At 69.2% G+C, this 12290-nt stretch carries 16 protein-coding genes; 6 read left to right on the top strand and 10 right to left on the bottom strand.

What is annotated here, in order from left to right; all coding sequences use genetic code 11:
• Positions 1-17: 17 nt before the first annotated feature.
• From AADI75_RS10980 to AADI75_RS10995, 4 genes are all read left to right on the top strand, one after another.
• A complete protein-coding gene (locus tag AADI75_RS10980; protein ID WP_341209072.1) occupies positions 18-1370 on the top strand; it encodes a replication-associated recombination protein A in 1353 nt (450 codons plus the stop codon).
• A 124-nt stretch (positions 1371-1494) separates the two neighbouring features.
• Complete coding sequence (locus AADI75_RS10985) at positions 1495-2550, top strand: type III polyketide synthase (protein WP_341209073.1); 1056 nt, start codon at positions 1495-1497, stop codon at positions 2548-2550.
• Entirely contained in the window at positions 2547-3233 is a 687-nt protein-coding gene (locus AADI75_RS10990; protein ID WP_341209087.1) for a methyltransferase domain-containing protein, read from the top strand. The genes AADI75_RS10985 and AADI75_RS10990 overlap by 4 nt, the downstream gene beginning before the upstream one ends.
• The gene (locus tag AADI75_RS10995) at positions 3215-4291 is read left to right on the top strand and encodes an FAD-dependent monooxygenase (protein WP_341209074.1); all 1077 of its coding nucleotides are present in this window, start codon (positions 3215-3217) and stop codon (positions 4289-4291) included. Before AADI75_RS10990 ends, AADI75_RS10995 begins: the two co-directional genes overlap by 19 nt.
• Before the next feature lie 89 nt (positions 4292-4380).
• Here the strand turns inward: AADI75_RS10995 and rplS are convergent, their stop codons facing one another.
• From rplS to AADI75_RS11020, 5 genes are read right to left on the bottom strand one after another with little or no spacing between them, the layout of a single operon-like run.
• Complete coding sequence (gene rplS, locus AADI75_RS11000; RefSeq protein WP_341209075.1) at positions 4381-4764, bottom strand: 50S ribosomal protein L19; 384 nt, start codon at positions 4762-4764, stop codon at positions 4381-4383.
• A 2-nt stretch (positions 4765-4766) separates the two neighbouring features.
• Positions 4767-5495, bottom strand: coding sequence for a tRNA (guanosine(37)-N1)-methyltransferase TrmD (trmD, locus tag AADI75_RS11005; RefSeq protein WP_341209076.1), 729 nt, complete (start codon positions 5493-5495; stop codon positions 4767-4769).
• Positions 5492-5821, bottom strand: a complete 330-nt coding sequence (locus AADI75_RS11010) for a hypothetical protein (protein WP_341209077.1) — start codon at positions 5819-5821, stop codon at positions 5492-5494. The genes trmD and AADI75_RS11010 overlap by 4 nt, the downstream gene beginning before the upstream one ends.
• A complete protein-coding gene (locus AADI75_RS11015; protein ID WP_341209078.1) occupies positions 5818-6213 on the bottom strand; it encodes a type II toxin-antitoxin system VapC family toxin in 396 nt (131 codons plus the stop codon). The genes AADI75_RS11010 and AADI75_RS11015 overlap by 4 nt, the downstream gene beginning before the upstream one ends.
• Positions 6210-6479: an AbrB family transcriptional regulator gene (locus tag AADI75_RS11020; protein ID WP_341209079.1), complete on the bottom strand. Its 270-nt coding sequence runs from the start codon at positions 6477-6479 to the stop codon at positions 6210-6212. The genes AADI75_RS11015 and AADI75_RS11020 overlap by 4 nt, the downstream gene beginning before the upstream one ends.
• A gap of 66 nt (positions 6480-6545) precedes the next feature.
• Here AADI75_RS11020 and AADI75_RS11025 point away from each other — a divergent pair, with 66 nt between their 5' ends.
• Positions 6546-7454 (top strand): NAD(P)/FAD-dependent oxidoreductase, encoded by a 909-nt coding sequence (locus AADI75_RS11025; protein ID WP_341209080.1) that lies wholly within the window; start codon positions 6546-6548, stop codon positions 7452-7454.
• Positions 7455-7474: 20 nt separating this feature from the next.
• Here AADI75_RS11025 and rimM read toward each other — a convergent pair whose 3' ends face one another.
• From rimM to AADI75_RS11050, 5 genes are all read right to left on the bottom strand, one after another.
• Positions 7475-7936: a ribosome maturation factor RimM gene (rimM, locus tag AADI75_RS11030; RefSeq protein WP_341209081.1), complete on the bottom strand. Its 462-nt coding sequence runs from the start codon at positions 7934-7936 to the stop codon at positions 7475-7477.
• A 1-nt stretch (position 7937) separates the two neighbouring features.
• On the bottom strand, positions 7938-8075 hold the full coding sequence (locus AADI75_RS11035; RefSeq protein ID WP_341209082.1) for a hypothetical protein: 138 nt from the start codon (positions 8073-8075) through the stop codon (positions 7938-7940).
• 57 nt (positions 8076-8132) lie between these two features.
• On the bottom strand, positions 8133-8558 hold the full coding sequence (gene rpsP / locus AADI75_RS11040) for a 30S ribosomal protein S16 (protein WP_341209083.1): 426 nt from the start codon (positions 8556-8558) through the stop codon (positions 8133-8135).
• A gap of 125 nt (positions 8559-8683) precedes the next feature.
• Positions 8684-10192 carry a signal recognition particle protein gene (gene ffh, locus AADI75_RS11045; protein ID WP_341209084.1) on the bottom strand — a complete coding sequence of 503 codons (1509 nt, stop codon included), beginning with the start codon at positions 10190-10192 and terminating at the stop codon, positions 8684-8686.
• 422 nt (positions 10193-10614) lie between these two features.
• Complete coding sequence (locus tag AADI75_RS11050; protein ID WP_341209085.1) at positions 10615-11169, bottom strand: DUF924 family protein; 555 nt, start codon at positions 11167-11169, stop codon at positions 10615-10617.
• 16 nt (positions 11170-11185) lie between these two features.
• Between AADI75_RS11050 and AADI75_RS11055 the strand changes: the two genes are divergently transcribed.
• Positions 11186-12290: MiaB/RimO family radical SAM methylthiotransferase (locus AADI75_RS11055; RefSeq protein WP_341209086.1), on the top strand; the 1105-nt coding region annotated here is incomplete at its 3' end.

Here is a 12290-nt window from a genome sequence, read left to right on the forward strand (position 1 = left end):
TCGAGCATGACGCGGCCGTGCCCGCACCTTACATGCCGGGCATGGCCGACCTGTTTGCCGGGTTCGATCCCGTCGATCCCCCCAGTTCCACCCCCTCGGATGCCCACGCCCCGCTTGCCGACCAGTTGCGCCCGCGCGCGCTCGCCGAGGTGATCGGCCAGCGCCACCTGCTCGGCCCCGACGCGCCGTTGGCGATGATGATCCGCTCGCGGCGGCTGTCGTCGTTCGTGCTGTGGGGGCCGCCGGGCGTCGGCAAGACGACGATCGCGCGGCTGATCGCCGCCGAGGCGGGCTACGCCTTCGTCCAGCTCTCCGCGGTGTCGACCGGGATCGCCGACCTGCGCCGCACGCTCGCCACCGCGCGCGACCTGCGCGCCGCCGGCAAGCCGACCGCTTTGTTCATCGACGAGCTACACCGCTTCTCGCGCCCGGTGCAGGATGCGCTGCTGCCCGCGGTCGAGGACGGGACGATCGTGCTGATCGGCGCGACCACCGAGAACCCGAGCTTCAGCCTCGTTGCCGCATTGCTGTCGCGCGCCAAGGTTTTCACGCTCGACCGGCTGTCCGCCGCCGAACTCGACACCGTCATCGCGCGCGCCGAAGCGCAGCACGACCGCGCGCTGCCCCTCGACCCCGATGCGCGCGCCGCGCTGATCGCGATGGCGGACGGTGATGCGCGCTATCTGCTCGGGCTGTGCGAGACGCTGTTCCTGATCGAGTCCGATGCGCCGATCGATACCGCGGCGTTGGCAGCGATCGTCCAGAAGCGCGCACCGCTCTACGATCGTGGTCAGGAAGAGCATTTCAACCTGCTCAGCTGCTTCCACAAGAGCCTGCGCGGCAGTGACGCCGATGCCGCGCTCTATTGGGCGGCGCGGATGGTGCGCGGCGGCGAGGATGCCGGGGTGATCTTCCGCCGGCTGTGCTGCGCCGCGTCCGAGGACGTCGGCATGGCCGATCCGCAAGCGCTGGTGCAGGTGATGACCGCCTGGCAGGCGTTCGAGCGGGTTGGGATGCCTGAGGGGCGGCTGTTCCTCGCGCAGGCGATCAATTACGTCGCCACCGCGCCCAAATCGAACGCCTCCTATGTCGCGTTCGATCGCGCCAGCGCGCTGGCGCGCGACACCGGCTCCTTGCCGCCGCCCAAGCACATTCTCAACGCCCCGACGAAGCTGATGAAGGAACTCGGCTATCACGAGGGCTATCGCTACGATCACGATTATCCCGACGCCTATGCCGCACAGGATTTCTTCCCGGCCGAGATCGGCGACGATCATCTGTTCTACGAGCCCAACGAACGCGGGTACGAACGGGAAATCCGCAAACGCCTCGCCTTCTGGGCCTCGGCGCGCGAGCGGCGCGAGGATTGAGCACGCGCCCGATTGCGTGGGCGTAACAAGGCGATAAGCGCAGCGGTGTGAGTCGCATCCCTCCAGTCCATTCCGGCCGCCCGCGGCCGGGCCGATCCGCGCCCCCATGCGTTGAGTGCCGGTGATGCGCGTAACGCCCCATATCGCCGCCATCGGCACCGCCGTTCCCACCCACGATATCCACGCCGCCTTCATCGACTGGGCTGAGCGGCAGCTACCCGAGCGCGAAGCGCGCGTGTTCGCGCGGATGGCGGCGCGTGCGGGGATCGACCATCGCTGGTCGGTTCTCCCCGCCGAGCACGGCTCGCCGGTCGGCGCCGCGGGGTTCTACGCCACCCAGCCGCATCCCGGCACCGCCGCGCGAATGGCGCTCTACGCGCAGGCCGCACCGACGCTGGCGCTGGCAGCGATCGCCGATCTGCGTGCGCAGGTCGCGCTCGACGGCATCACGCATCTCGTCGTTGCGAGTTGCACCGGCTTCGTCGCGCCCGGCGTCGATCAGATCATCGCGCGTGCGCTCGGCCTTCCGGGCGGCGTCGAACGCACATTGGTCGGTTTTATGGGCTGCTATGCCGCGGTCGCGGCGTTGCGCACCGCGCGGCATATCGTTCGGTCCGAGCCGGCGGCGCGCGTGCTGGTCGTCACGGTCGAACTCTCAACGCTCCATCTTCAGGCCGACCGCTCGCTCGAGCCTTTGCTGGCGATGCTGCAATTCGGCGACGGCGCGGCGGCCGCGCTGGTGACCGCGACACCAGGCGGCCTGGCGATCGGCCGGCCGTTCAGCGCCACCCTTGCCGAAGCCGCCGACCTGATCCGCTGGGACATCACCGATCGTGGCTTCGCCATGCATCTGTCGGGCGAAGTGCCGGGCCGGATCAGCACGGCTTTGCGCGATCCGGAGCTGGTCGCGACGCTGACCGATGGGCGGGCGGTCGATCGTTGGGCGGTCCATGCCGGTGGCCGCTCGATCCTCGACGCGGTCGAACACGCTTTGGCGCTGCCCGCGGACGCGCTCGATGACTCGCGCACCGTGCTCGCCGCGAACGGCAATATGTCCTCCGCGACGCTGATGTTCGTGCTCGCGCGCGTGCTGCGCGGCGCACCGGTCGAGCACGGCATCGCGCTCGCCTTCGGCCCCGGGCTCGCCGCCGAGGGGCTGGCCTTCGCGAGCGCAGGCTGATGCTCGACCAGCGCGCCACCGCCGAGGAGCTGATGGACGCCGACGATCTGCCGGCGGGCGTCTATGCGGATGTCGTCGCCGATCTGGCACGGGTCAATGCCGTGACGATGGCAGCGCGGCCGACGCTGGCCTTCCTTGCGCGCCTGACGAAGCCGGGACAGCGCTACCGCCTGCTCGATGTCGGCTATGGCGACGGCGACATGCTGCGGCGCATCGCGCAATGGGGTGCACGGCGCGACGTCACCTTTGATCTGGTCGGCATCGACCTCAACCCGCGCAGCGAAGCCGCGGCGCGCGCGCATACCCCGCCTGACCTCGCAATCGACTGGCGCACCGGCGATTATGCCGATCTCGCCGGGGAAGGCTGGGATTTCATCATCTCCAGCCTCGTCGCCCATCACATGACCCACCCGCAGTTGATCGCCTTCCTGCGCTTCATGGCGCGCGAGGCGCGGGTCGGCTGGTTGGTCAACGACCTGCACCGTCACGGCTTTGCCTATCATGGCTGGCCGCTGCTCGCCCGGCTGTTCGGCTGGCATCCGATCGTGCAGCATGATGGACGGCTGTCGATCGCCCGCAGCTATCGCCCTACCGAGTGGCTCCCTTTGCTTGAAGAAGCCGGGGTCAGCGATGCCCGCGTGTTCCGCGCCTTTCCGTTCCGGCTATGCGTCGCGAGCCGCTGATCCTCGGCGGCGGCCCGGCAGGCAGCGCCGCCGCGATCACCTTGGCGCGCGGTGGCGCGCGACCGTTGGTGATCGAGCGCACACGCGAAACCGGCGACGCGCTGTGCGGCGGGTTCCTCAGCTGGCGAACGCTGGAGACGCTCGCGCGGCTCGGTATCGAGGCCGACGCGCTCAACCGCGCGCGCGTAACACGGGTCCGCCTCTTCGCGCGCGGCCGCGTGGTCGAGACGGCACTGCCCGCCCCCGCGATCGGCGTATCGCGTGCGCGGCTCGACGCGCTGTTGCTCGCCCGCGCGATCTCGGACGGTGCCGCGGTGGAGCGTGGCGTCGTCGCGCGCGCGATCGAGGATGGCGCCATCCGCACCGGCGACGGCGCGCTGCTGGAAAGCGAGGCGCTGTTCCTCGCCAGCGGCAAGCATGACGTGCGTGGTGCGGCACGCCCGGCCGACGCGCGCGGCACCGATCCGACACTCGGTCTGCGCACCCGCCGCCGCGGTGCCGATGTCGCGCGCTGCGTCGGGGATGCGATCGAACTGCACCTGTTCGATCGCGGCTATGCCGGCGTGGTGTTGCAGGAAGACGGCAGTGCGAACGTGTGCCTTGCCATCCGCCGCTCGCGGCTTACCGACGCGGGCAGCCCCGACACCCTTCTCGCCGCGCTCGCGACGGAGTGCCCCGCGTTCGGTGATCGGCTCGCGGGCGACGCCACCCCGGTCGAGGCGATCGCCAACGTGCCATACGGCTGGCGTGCGCGCCACGGAACGGACGGCTGCTACCGGCTCGGCGACCAGGCAGCGGTCATCCCGTCGCTGGCTGGCGAAGGCATGGGCATCGCGCTGGCGAGCGGCCTGTCCGCGGCGAGGGCGTGGCTGGCCGGCGAGCCGTCGTCGGTCTGGCAGACGCGCTTCGCCCGCCAGACCGCCCGCCCCGTCGCGGTCGCGACCATGATCCGCGCGATCGCCGAACGCCCCCCGATGGTCGCGCCGCTCCTCCCGCTCGCGGCGCGCCTCGGTCTGATCGACGCGGTCGCCGCCGCGACTCGGATCGCTCGATCCTAGCGGTTTCGTAGCTTTTCCATCGCCACAAACGAAAAGAGGCGCGGCGGTCGCCCGCCACGCCTCCTCGTGAGCCCACAGGCCCGCGCCGATTACTCGGCCGCGGCGACCGGGCGCGTGTCGCGACGCTCGGCGATACGCGCCGACTTGCCGGTGCGGCCACGCAGGTAATACAGCTTGGCACGACGCACCGCGCCCTTGCGCACCACCTCGATCGAGTCGATGTTCGGCGAATACAGCGGGAAGACACGCTCCACGCCCTCACCGAAGCTCATCTTGCGGACGGTGAACGACGAGCCCATGCCCTTGTTCGAGCGCGCGATGCACACGCCCTCGTAGTTCTGGACGCGGGTACGCTCGCCCTCGACCACCTTCACGCCGACCTTCAGGGTGTCGCCGGGGCGGAATTCCGGGATCTTCTTGGTTTCGTTGAACTTGGCGATCTGCTCGGCTTCGAGCGTCTGGATCAGGTTCATGGTCAGTCCTCAGTCCGTTGCCGCGCGCCAGAGGGCGAGCCGACCCGAGCGCCCTCATGACGCTCCCAAAGGTCCGGCCGCCGTAGCCGTGTATCGATCTCCGCCTGGCGTTGCCGCCACGCCGCGATCTTCGCATGATCCCCCGATCGCAGCACTTCGGGGATCGTGCGCCCCTCCCATTCGACCGGTCGGGTATAATGCGGATATTCGAGGAGGCCGCTTTCGAAGCTTTCCTCGACTCCGCTCGAAGCCGCGCCCATTACGCCGGGAAGCAACCGAACGCAAGCGTCGAGCAGCACCAGCGTCGCCATCTCCCCCCCCGACAGGATGTAATCGCCGATCGATATCTGCTCGACCCCGCGCGCTTCCAGCAGCCGCTCGTCGAACCCCTCGAACCGCCCGCACAGGATCACCGCGCCCGGCCCGGCCGCCAGTTCGCGCACCCGCTGCTGGGTCAGCGGCGCGCCGCGCGGTGTCATCGCAATGAGCGGACGGCCATCGGCCTGCGCGTCGACCGCGCGCGCTAGGATATCGGCGCGTAGCACCATCCCCGCCCCGCCGCCCGCAGGCGTATCGTCGACGGTGCGATGCCGGTCGGTCGTGAAGTCGCGGATATTGACCGCATCGAGCGACCATTTTCCCTCGCCCAGCGCGCGCCCGGCCAGCGAGGTGCCGAGCGGCCCGGGAAACATCTCGGGATAGAGCGTCAGGATCGTGGCGCGGAAGGTCATCGACGTCCCCATGAATAGACTATGCCGGTCGCCGCCGCCGCACCGAGAAGAAACGCGCCGGCCGCATAGGCCAGCCCGAAGAACGCGAACGCCATCACCATTCCGCAGGCATCGACACCGCACCGTTCCGGGGACGACAGCATCGCGTTGACGAACAACCCCACGCACAACAGCGCGCCGAGCAGCGGCAGCGGCACGGACGCGGTCAGAATGACCCGCCGCCGGGACCAGCCCCGGCCACGGCGGACCAACAACACGCCCGCCAGCACCGCCGCCACGATCGCAGGGAAGCCGACCAGCCATAGCAGGTCACTCGCCGTCATCATGCCTGTGTCCAGTTCTCGATCCTGAGACCGGGGATGTCGGCGAAGTCGCGTTCGTTGTTGGTGACAAGAGTCAGTCCATCGACGATCGCCTGTGCCGCAATCAGCCGATCGAAGCTCCCGCGCCGCATGCCCACTGCGCGCACCATCCGCGCATAAGCGATCGCGGAGTCGTTACTGAACACCAGCACCGAAAGCGCCGCCAGAAAGGTGTCGATCCGCTTGGCATCCTTGTCGGGCTCGCGCGAGGTGCGGTTTCCGACGCGCAGTTCGCCCGCCGTGATCGCCGAGACATGCAATTGCCCGAACGCCTCGCCCATCCGGCGCGCCAGCGGATCGCTTCGCCCGAGCAGGAAGTCGATACAGGCATTGGTGTCGAGCATATAGCCGCTCATGCCGCCGCGGCACCGCGACGCGGGCGCCAGTCGCGCACCTCGGCGCATGTGTCGCCGCGCCCGTCCGCCATGAAGCCTTCCGAAACGCTGCCATAGAGACTCATCAACACCTGGGCGCCTTCGCTCTCGCGCCACAGACTGAACGAGCCGTCTTCATGCGGCGCGATGACCACGTCGTCCCCCTCGCTGAAGCCCAAACCCTTCGGCAGCCGCAGCGCCACCGAATTCCCGGACTTGAACACCTTGGCGCGATATTCGTTACCCATCGCCAGCCTCCTGTATGTACGGCATGTATATACCGGCGGCGTGGCCCGCAAGGCGAGGGGATCGGGGTGGACGATTGCATCATCATCGGCGCGGGGCCGGCCGGGCTGACCGCCGCCATCTATCTGGCGCGCTATCACCTTAACATCCGCCTGTTCGACAGCGGGTCAAGCCGTGCGGCGATGATCCCGTGCACGCACAACCACGCCGGCTATCCGAACGGGATCGCGGGCAAGGACCTGCTCGCGCTGATGCAGGCGCAGGCGGAGAAATACGGTGCGCGACGCGAGGCGGTGAAGGTCACCTCCCTCGCCCGCGACGGCGACGATTTCGTGGCCGGCACCGATCACGGCACGCACCGCGCGCGCACCGTGCTGCTCGCGACCGGGGTCGTGAACCATCGCCCCGCGCACCTGCTGCCGGAAGTGCATGATCCGGCGCTCATGCGCGGGCTGCTACGCTACTGCCCGGTGTGCGACGGCTATGAGGTGACTGACCGACGCGTCGCCGTCATCGGCACCGGCGACCACGGGATGCGCGAGGCGCTGTTCCTGCGCGGTTTCACCCGTGACGTGACGCTCGTCTCACCAGAAGCCGAACATGCGCTCGACCCGACATGCGCGCGGGCGCTCGATGACGCCGGGGTGGTGCGGATCGAGGGCCCGTGCGGCGGCTATGCGATCGAGGGCGAGCAGCTCGCCTTCGACACCGCACGCGGGCGGATGCGCTTCGACAGCGTCTATCCCGCGCTCGGCTCACGCATCCGCTCGCGCCTGGCGGTGGAGGCCGGCGCACGCGCCAGCGACGAAGGCTGCCTCGAAGTCGACGACCATCAGCGCACCAGCGTCCCCGGCCTGTTCGCAGCGGGCGACGTCGTCAAGGGACTCGATCAGATCAGCCATGCGATGGGTGAAGCCGGGGTCGCGGCTACGGCGATCCGCAACCTGCTGGCGGAGCGAAGACCGCTTAGGAGGTAAGCCTCTTCCCCGTTTGCCATTCACGGCTCGACGAAATCGGCCTCGATCACCAGCCGCTCTGCGTTCCATTCCGGCACCGCGTTCATCGGCACCATGAAGGTCTTGCCGTTCGCGCGACGAACCTCGACCACGTCGCCGGCACCGAAATTCTCAACCGCGGCAACCACACCCAGATCCTCGCCGGCCGTCGACACCGCCGCAAGCCCCAGCAGATCCGCGTGGTAATATTCGCCCTCGCCCAGCGGCGGCAGCGCGTCGCGCGGCACGGTCAACACCGTTCCGCGCAACGCCTCCGCCGCCGTCCGGTCACCCACCTCGGCGAAGCGCGCGATCGTCCCGTCACGCAATTTCACTAGGTTCAGCGCACCGTCGTTGAACGAGCGGTGCGCCGCCAGATCGTCGGCGAACACCTTCAGCCGCACTTCGCCCGCCACGCCATGCGCGCCGGTTACCGCGGCAAGCACGATCGCGCCGGGCGGCACCTCATTCGCGGTCGGGCGAGCCGTCGTCGCCGTCGGGGGCGTCGTCGCGTCCTTCGGCGGGGTCGTCGGCGGAGACGCCTTGGTTGGTCGCGTCTTCATGGTCCTCGGGTGCGGTGCGCGGATCGGGATCGGCGGTCATCGTGCGCTCTCCTCTCAAAATGAGGGGCAACAACGCACGACGACCGCGATCGGATGCTTATTCGGCGGTCGCGTCGGCCTCAGCCGCAGGAGCTTCCGCCTCGGCCGCAGGCGCCTTGGCTGCCTCGGCAGCGGCTTCCTCGGCCGCCTTCTGCTTCTCGGCGCGCTCTTCGGCGCGCTCCTTGGCCTTCTCGCCCGGCTCGGCCTTCTTCGGGTTGCTGCGCGCCGCGCGCTCCTTCACGCCGGCCGCGTCGAGGAAGCGGGCCACGCGGTCGGTCGGCTGCGCGCCCATCGCCAGCCAGTGCTTGGCGCGCTCACCGTCGAGCACGATGCGCTTCTCGTCGTCCTTGGCGAGCAGCGGGTTGTAGTTGCCCAGCTTCTCGATGAACTTGCCGTCACGCGGGCTGCGCGCGTCGGCGACGACGATGCGGTAGTACGGACGCTTCTTCGAGCCGCCACGCGACAGGCGAATGCTGAGTGCCATTGGTAACTTCCTTGCTTCTTCGTTTCGTCGCCCCTGCGGAGGCAGGGACCTGTTTCTGCTTCAACAATCGGCGCCCCTCGTCATGGAGAGACCTCAAGCCCCTGCCTCCGCAGGGGCGACGATCGCTATCTCTTGAACTTGAACCCGCCGGGGCCACCCGGAAGGTTGCCGGGCAATCCGGGCAGTCCCGGACCACCGCCCGGCCCGCCCAGCTTGCCCATCATGTCGCCCATGTCGGCGCCACCGATCGCATTGCCGAGCCCGCCGAGCCCGCCCTTGCCGAGCATCGCCATCATGCCCTTCAGCCCGCCCATCTTCTTGATCTTCTTCATGGCGGTCGACATCTCGAGGTGCATCTTCAACAGCTTGTTGACCTCCTGCACCGTCGTGCCCGAACCCTTGGCGATGCGGATCTTGCGCTTGGCATTGATCAGCTCGGGCTTGGCGCGCTCCTTGACGGTCATCGAGCCGATCATTGCGTCGAGATGCACCAGCATCTTGTCGCTGCCCGGCGTCGCATCCATCGCGGCCTGCGCCTTCTTCATCCCCGGCAGCATCCCGGCCAGCGCGCCGAGCCCGCCCATGCGCTTCATCTGCGCGAGTTGGCTGCGCAGGTCGTTCATGTCGAACTTCCCCTTCGCCAGCCGGTCGGCCATCCGCTCGGCGTCTTCCTGCTGGATCGACTCCGCCGCGCGCTCGACCAGCGAGACGACATCCCCCATCCCGAGGATGCGCCCCGCCACGCGCGACGGATGAAACGCCTCCAGCGCGTCGAGCTTCTCGCCGACGCCCGCGAACTTGATCGGCTTGCCGGTGACCGCGCGCATCGACAGCGCCGCGCCGCCGCGCGCATCGCCGTCCATCCGGGTCAGCACGACCCCGGTCAGCGGCACCTGTTCGGAGAAGTTATGCGCGACGTTGACCGCGTCCTGACCGGTCAGCGAGTCGACCACCAGCAGGATTTCCTGCGGCTTCGCGACGTCGGCGACCGCCTTCATCTCGTCCATCAGCGCCTGATCGACGTGCAGGCGGCCCGCGGTGTCGAGCATCAACACGTCGAAGCCCTGCAGCTTCGCGGCCTGTACCGCGCGGCGCGCGATCTCGACCGGCTGCTGTCCGGCGATGATCGGCAGCGTCGCGACCTCGACCTGCGTGCCAAGCGTCGCCAGCTGCTCCTGCGCGGCTGGGCGATTGACGTCGAGCGACGCCATCAGCACCTTTTTGGCCGAACGCCCGGTCATCGAACCGGTCGACAGCCGCTTGGCGATCTTGGCGGTGGTGGTGGTCTTGCCCGAGCCTTGCAGGCCGACCATCATTACGATTGCGGGCGGCGTGACCGCCAGGTTCAGCTCGGCGCCCTCGGGCGCGTCGCCGCCCAGCATCCGCACCAGCGCGTCGTTGACGATCTTGACGACCTGCTGCCCCGGCGTGACCGAGCGGAGCACGTTCTGCCCGATCGCTTCCTCGGTCACTTCGTCGACGAACTGCCGCGCGACCGGCAGCGCTACGTCGGCCTCGAGCAGCGCGACGCGCACCTCGCGCATCGCCTGACGCACGTCGGCTTCGGTGAGCGCACCACGCCCCCGCAGCCGGTCGAAGACGCCGCCAAGACGATCGCTGAGGCTATCGAACATCGAAACTCCTTTCACCCGCCGCGAAACGCAAAATACGCCGGCGGGCGAAACCTCGCCGGCCAGCGTGCGCCACGGGAGCGCTTGATCCTTCGCGTTCACAACGGAACTTGCGTGGGCCGATAGCCGAATGCGGTAGCGGAGGCAAGTTGGTTCACGCGACGCCGCGACGACGCGGCGGCTTTTCGGATTCACGCGGAGGCGCGGAGGCGCAGAGAAGAAAGAGATTGGGATTCGCGCAGAGCACGCTGAGGACGCAGAGAGGCGGTCGCCGCCGCGTCCCGAGCCGGCCTCGCCGGCTCAAATAAAGGCGCTCGTATGTGTCTACCGATCGCCGCGTCCGGAACACCTCTGCGTCCTCAGCGTGCTCTGCGCGAAACCAACCTTCTTCTCCGCGTCTCCGCGCCTCCGCGTGAACCAATCCGCTACCAGCCCCCGCCCGCCTCCAGATACGCCCGCTCCGCCTCGGTCGTCGCGCGCCCCAGCGCCGCGTTACGCGACGGAAAGCGCCCGAACCGCGCGAACACCTCGGCATGATCGCGCGCAAACTTAATGTTCTCCTCGATCCCCAGCGCCTCGAACATCGCAACGCTCTTCGCCTGCCCCTCCGCATCCTCGGCGTGCATCAGCGGCATGTAGAGGAACACCCGCTCCTCCTTCGTCATTTCCGCGTCCCACCCCCGCGCGATCGCCAGTTCGGTCAGCTCGCGCGCCAGCGGATCGGCCGCGAACGCCGCCGCCTGCCCCCGGAACAGATTGCGCGAAAACTGGTCGAGCACGATCACCGCCGCCAGCAACCTCCCCGGATCGTCGCGCCATTCCGCGGCACCGCTCGCCAGCACCCGCTCGTGCAACGCCCCGAACCGGTCGCGGATCGCCGCATCCAGCGCATCGTCCTTCGCGAACTGCTGCGCGGTCGTCAGCCCGAACCAGAACTCGTGCACTTCACGCGCGGCGGAGTCGACTTCATCCCTCGTCATAACTAGATCGCCCGCCATGTCCTTCTCCACCCAGCCAGAGGTCGTGACGCTCGGCTGTCGCCTCAACATCGCCGAAAGCGCGGCGATCCGCCAGATGGCGGGGCGCGGACAGGTGGTGGTGAACGGCTGCGGCGTCACGCATCAGGCGGTCAAGGACACCCGCGCCGCGATCCGCCGGCTGCGCCGCGCGCGCCCCGATGCCGAGCTGATCGTCACCGGCTGCGCGTCCGAGATGGACCGCAACGGCTTCGCGGCGATGCCCGAGGTCGACCGCGTGATCGGCAACGCCGCCAAGCTGCTCCCCGCCACCTGGGGCGCACGCCCGAACGCGCCGCGCGCCATCCCGCAGACCCGCGCCTTCATCGGCGTCCAGAACGGCTGCGACCATCATTGCACCTTCTGCGCGATCCCGCAGGGCCGCGGCCGCAACCGCGCCGAGCCGATCGCGGCGCTGATCCCGCAGGTCGCCGCGCTGGTCGAGGGCGGCCAGCGCGAAGTGGTGCTGAGCGGGGTCGATCTCGCCAGCTACGACGATCGCGGCGCACGGCTGGGGGCGCTGGTCGAGCGCCTGCTCGCCGACGTGCCGACGCTCGAACGCCTGCGGCTCTCGTCGCTCGATCCCGCCGCGATCGACGACCAGCTGCTCGCATTGCTCGCGCAGGAGCCGCGCGTGATGCCGCACGTTCACCTCTCCGTGCAGGCCGGCGACGACATGATCCTCAAGCGGATGCGCCGCCGCCACACGCGCGGCGACGTGCTGCGGCTGGTCGCGCGGCTCAGGGCGGCGCGCGACGTCGCGATCGGCGCCGACCTGATCGCCGGCTTCCCGACCGAAGACGACGCGATGTTCGCCAACACGCTGGCGCTGATCGACGAAGCCGACATCACCCACGCGCACGTCTTTCCCTATTCGCCGCGCCCCGGCACGCCGGCGGCGCGGATGCCGCAGGTCGCCCCCGCCGTCGCGCGCGACCGCGCCGCGCGGCTGCGCGCCGCCGCCGCGGCACGCCTCACCCGCCGACTCGCCACACAGTTCGGCACCGTCCAGCCGGTGCTGGTCGAAAAGCCCGGCGACCGTGGCCATACGCCCGATTTCAGCGCAATGGGACTGCCCGTCCCTT

This window comes from uncultured Sphingomonas sp., assembly GCF_964021865.1.
Classification (GTDB): Bacteria; Pseudomonadota; Alphaproteobacteria; order Sphingomonadales; family Sphingomonadaceae; genus Sphingomonas.

What these genes read in the sequence shown, in the direction of transcription:
- rplS (WP_341209075.1), bottom strand. Translation starts at nt 4,764, where the DNA reads ATGAACCTGATCCAGACGCTCGAAGCCGAGCAGATCGCCAAGTTCAAC.
- AADI75_RS11035 (WP_341209082.1), bottom strand. Translation starts at nt 8,075, where the DNA reads ATGACCGCCGATCCCGATCCGCGCACCGCACCCGAGGACCATGAAGAC.
- ffh (WP_341209084.1), bottom strand. Translation starts at nt 10,192, where the DNA reads ATGTTCGATAGCCTCAGCGATCGTCTTGGCGGCGTCTTCGACCGGCTG.
- trmD (WP_341209076.1), bottom strand. Translation starts at nt 5,495, where the DNA reads ATGACCTTCCGCGCCACGATCCTGACGCTCTATCCCGAGATGTTTCCC.
- rpsP (WP_341209083.1), bottom strand. Translation starts at nt 8,558, where the DNA reads ATGGCACTCAGCATTCGCCTGTCGCGTGGCGGCTCGAAGAAGCGTCCG.
- AADI75_RS10995 (WP_341209074.1), top strand. Translation starts at nt 3,215, where the DNA reads ATGCGTCGCGAGCCGCTGATCCTCGGCGGCGGCCCGGCAGGCAGCGCC.
- AADI75_RS11050 (WP_341209085.1), bottom strand. Translation starts at nt 11,169, where the DNA reads ATGACGAGGGATGAAGTCGACTCCGCCGCGCGTGAAGTGCACGAGTTC.
- AADI75_RS11010 (WP_341209077.1), bottom strand. Translation starts at nt 5,821, where the DNA reads ATGATGACGGCGAGTGACCTGCTATGGCTGGTCGGCTTCCCTGCGATC.
- AADI75_RS11020 (WP_341209079.1), bottom strand. Translation starts at nt 6,479, where the DNA reads ATGGGTAACGAATATCGCGCCAAGGTGTTCAAGTCCGGGAATTCGGTG.
- AADI75_RS10985 (WP_341209073.1), top strand. Translation starts at nt 1,495, where the DNA reads ATGCGCGTAACGCCCCATATCGCCGCCATCGGCACCGCCGTTCCCACC.
- AADI75_RS11015 (WP_341209078.1), bottom strand. Translation starts at nt 6,213, where the DNA reads ATGAGCGGCTATATGCTCGACACCAATGCCTGTATCGACTTCCTGCTC.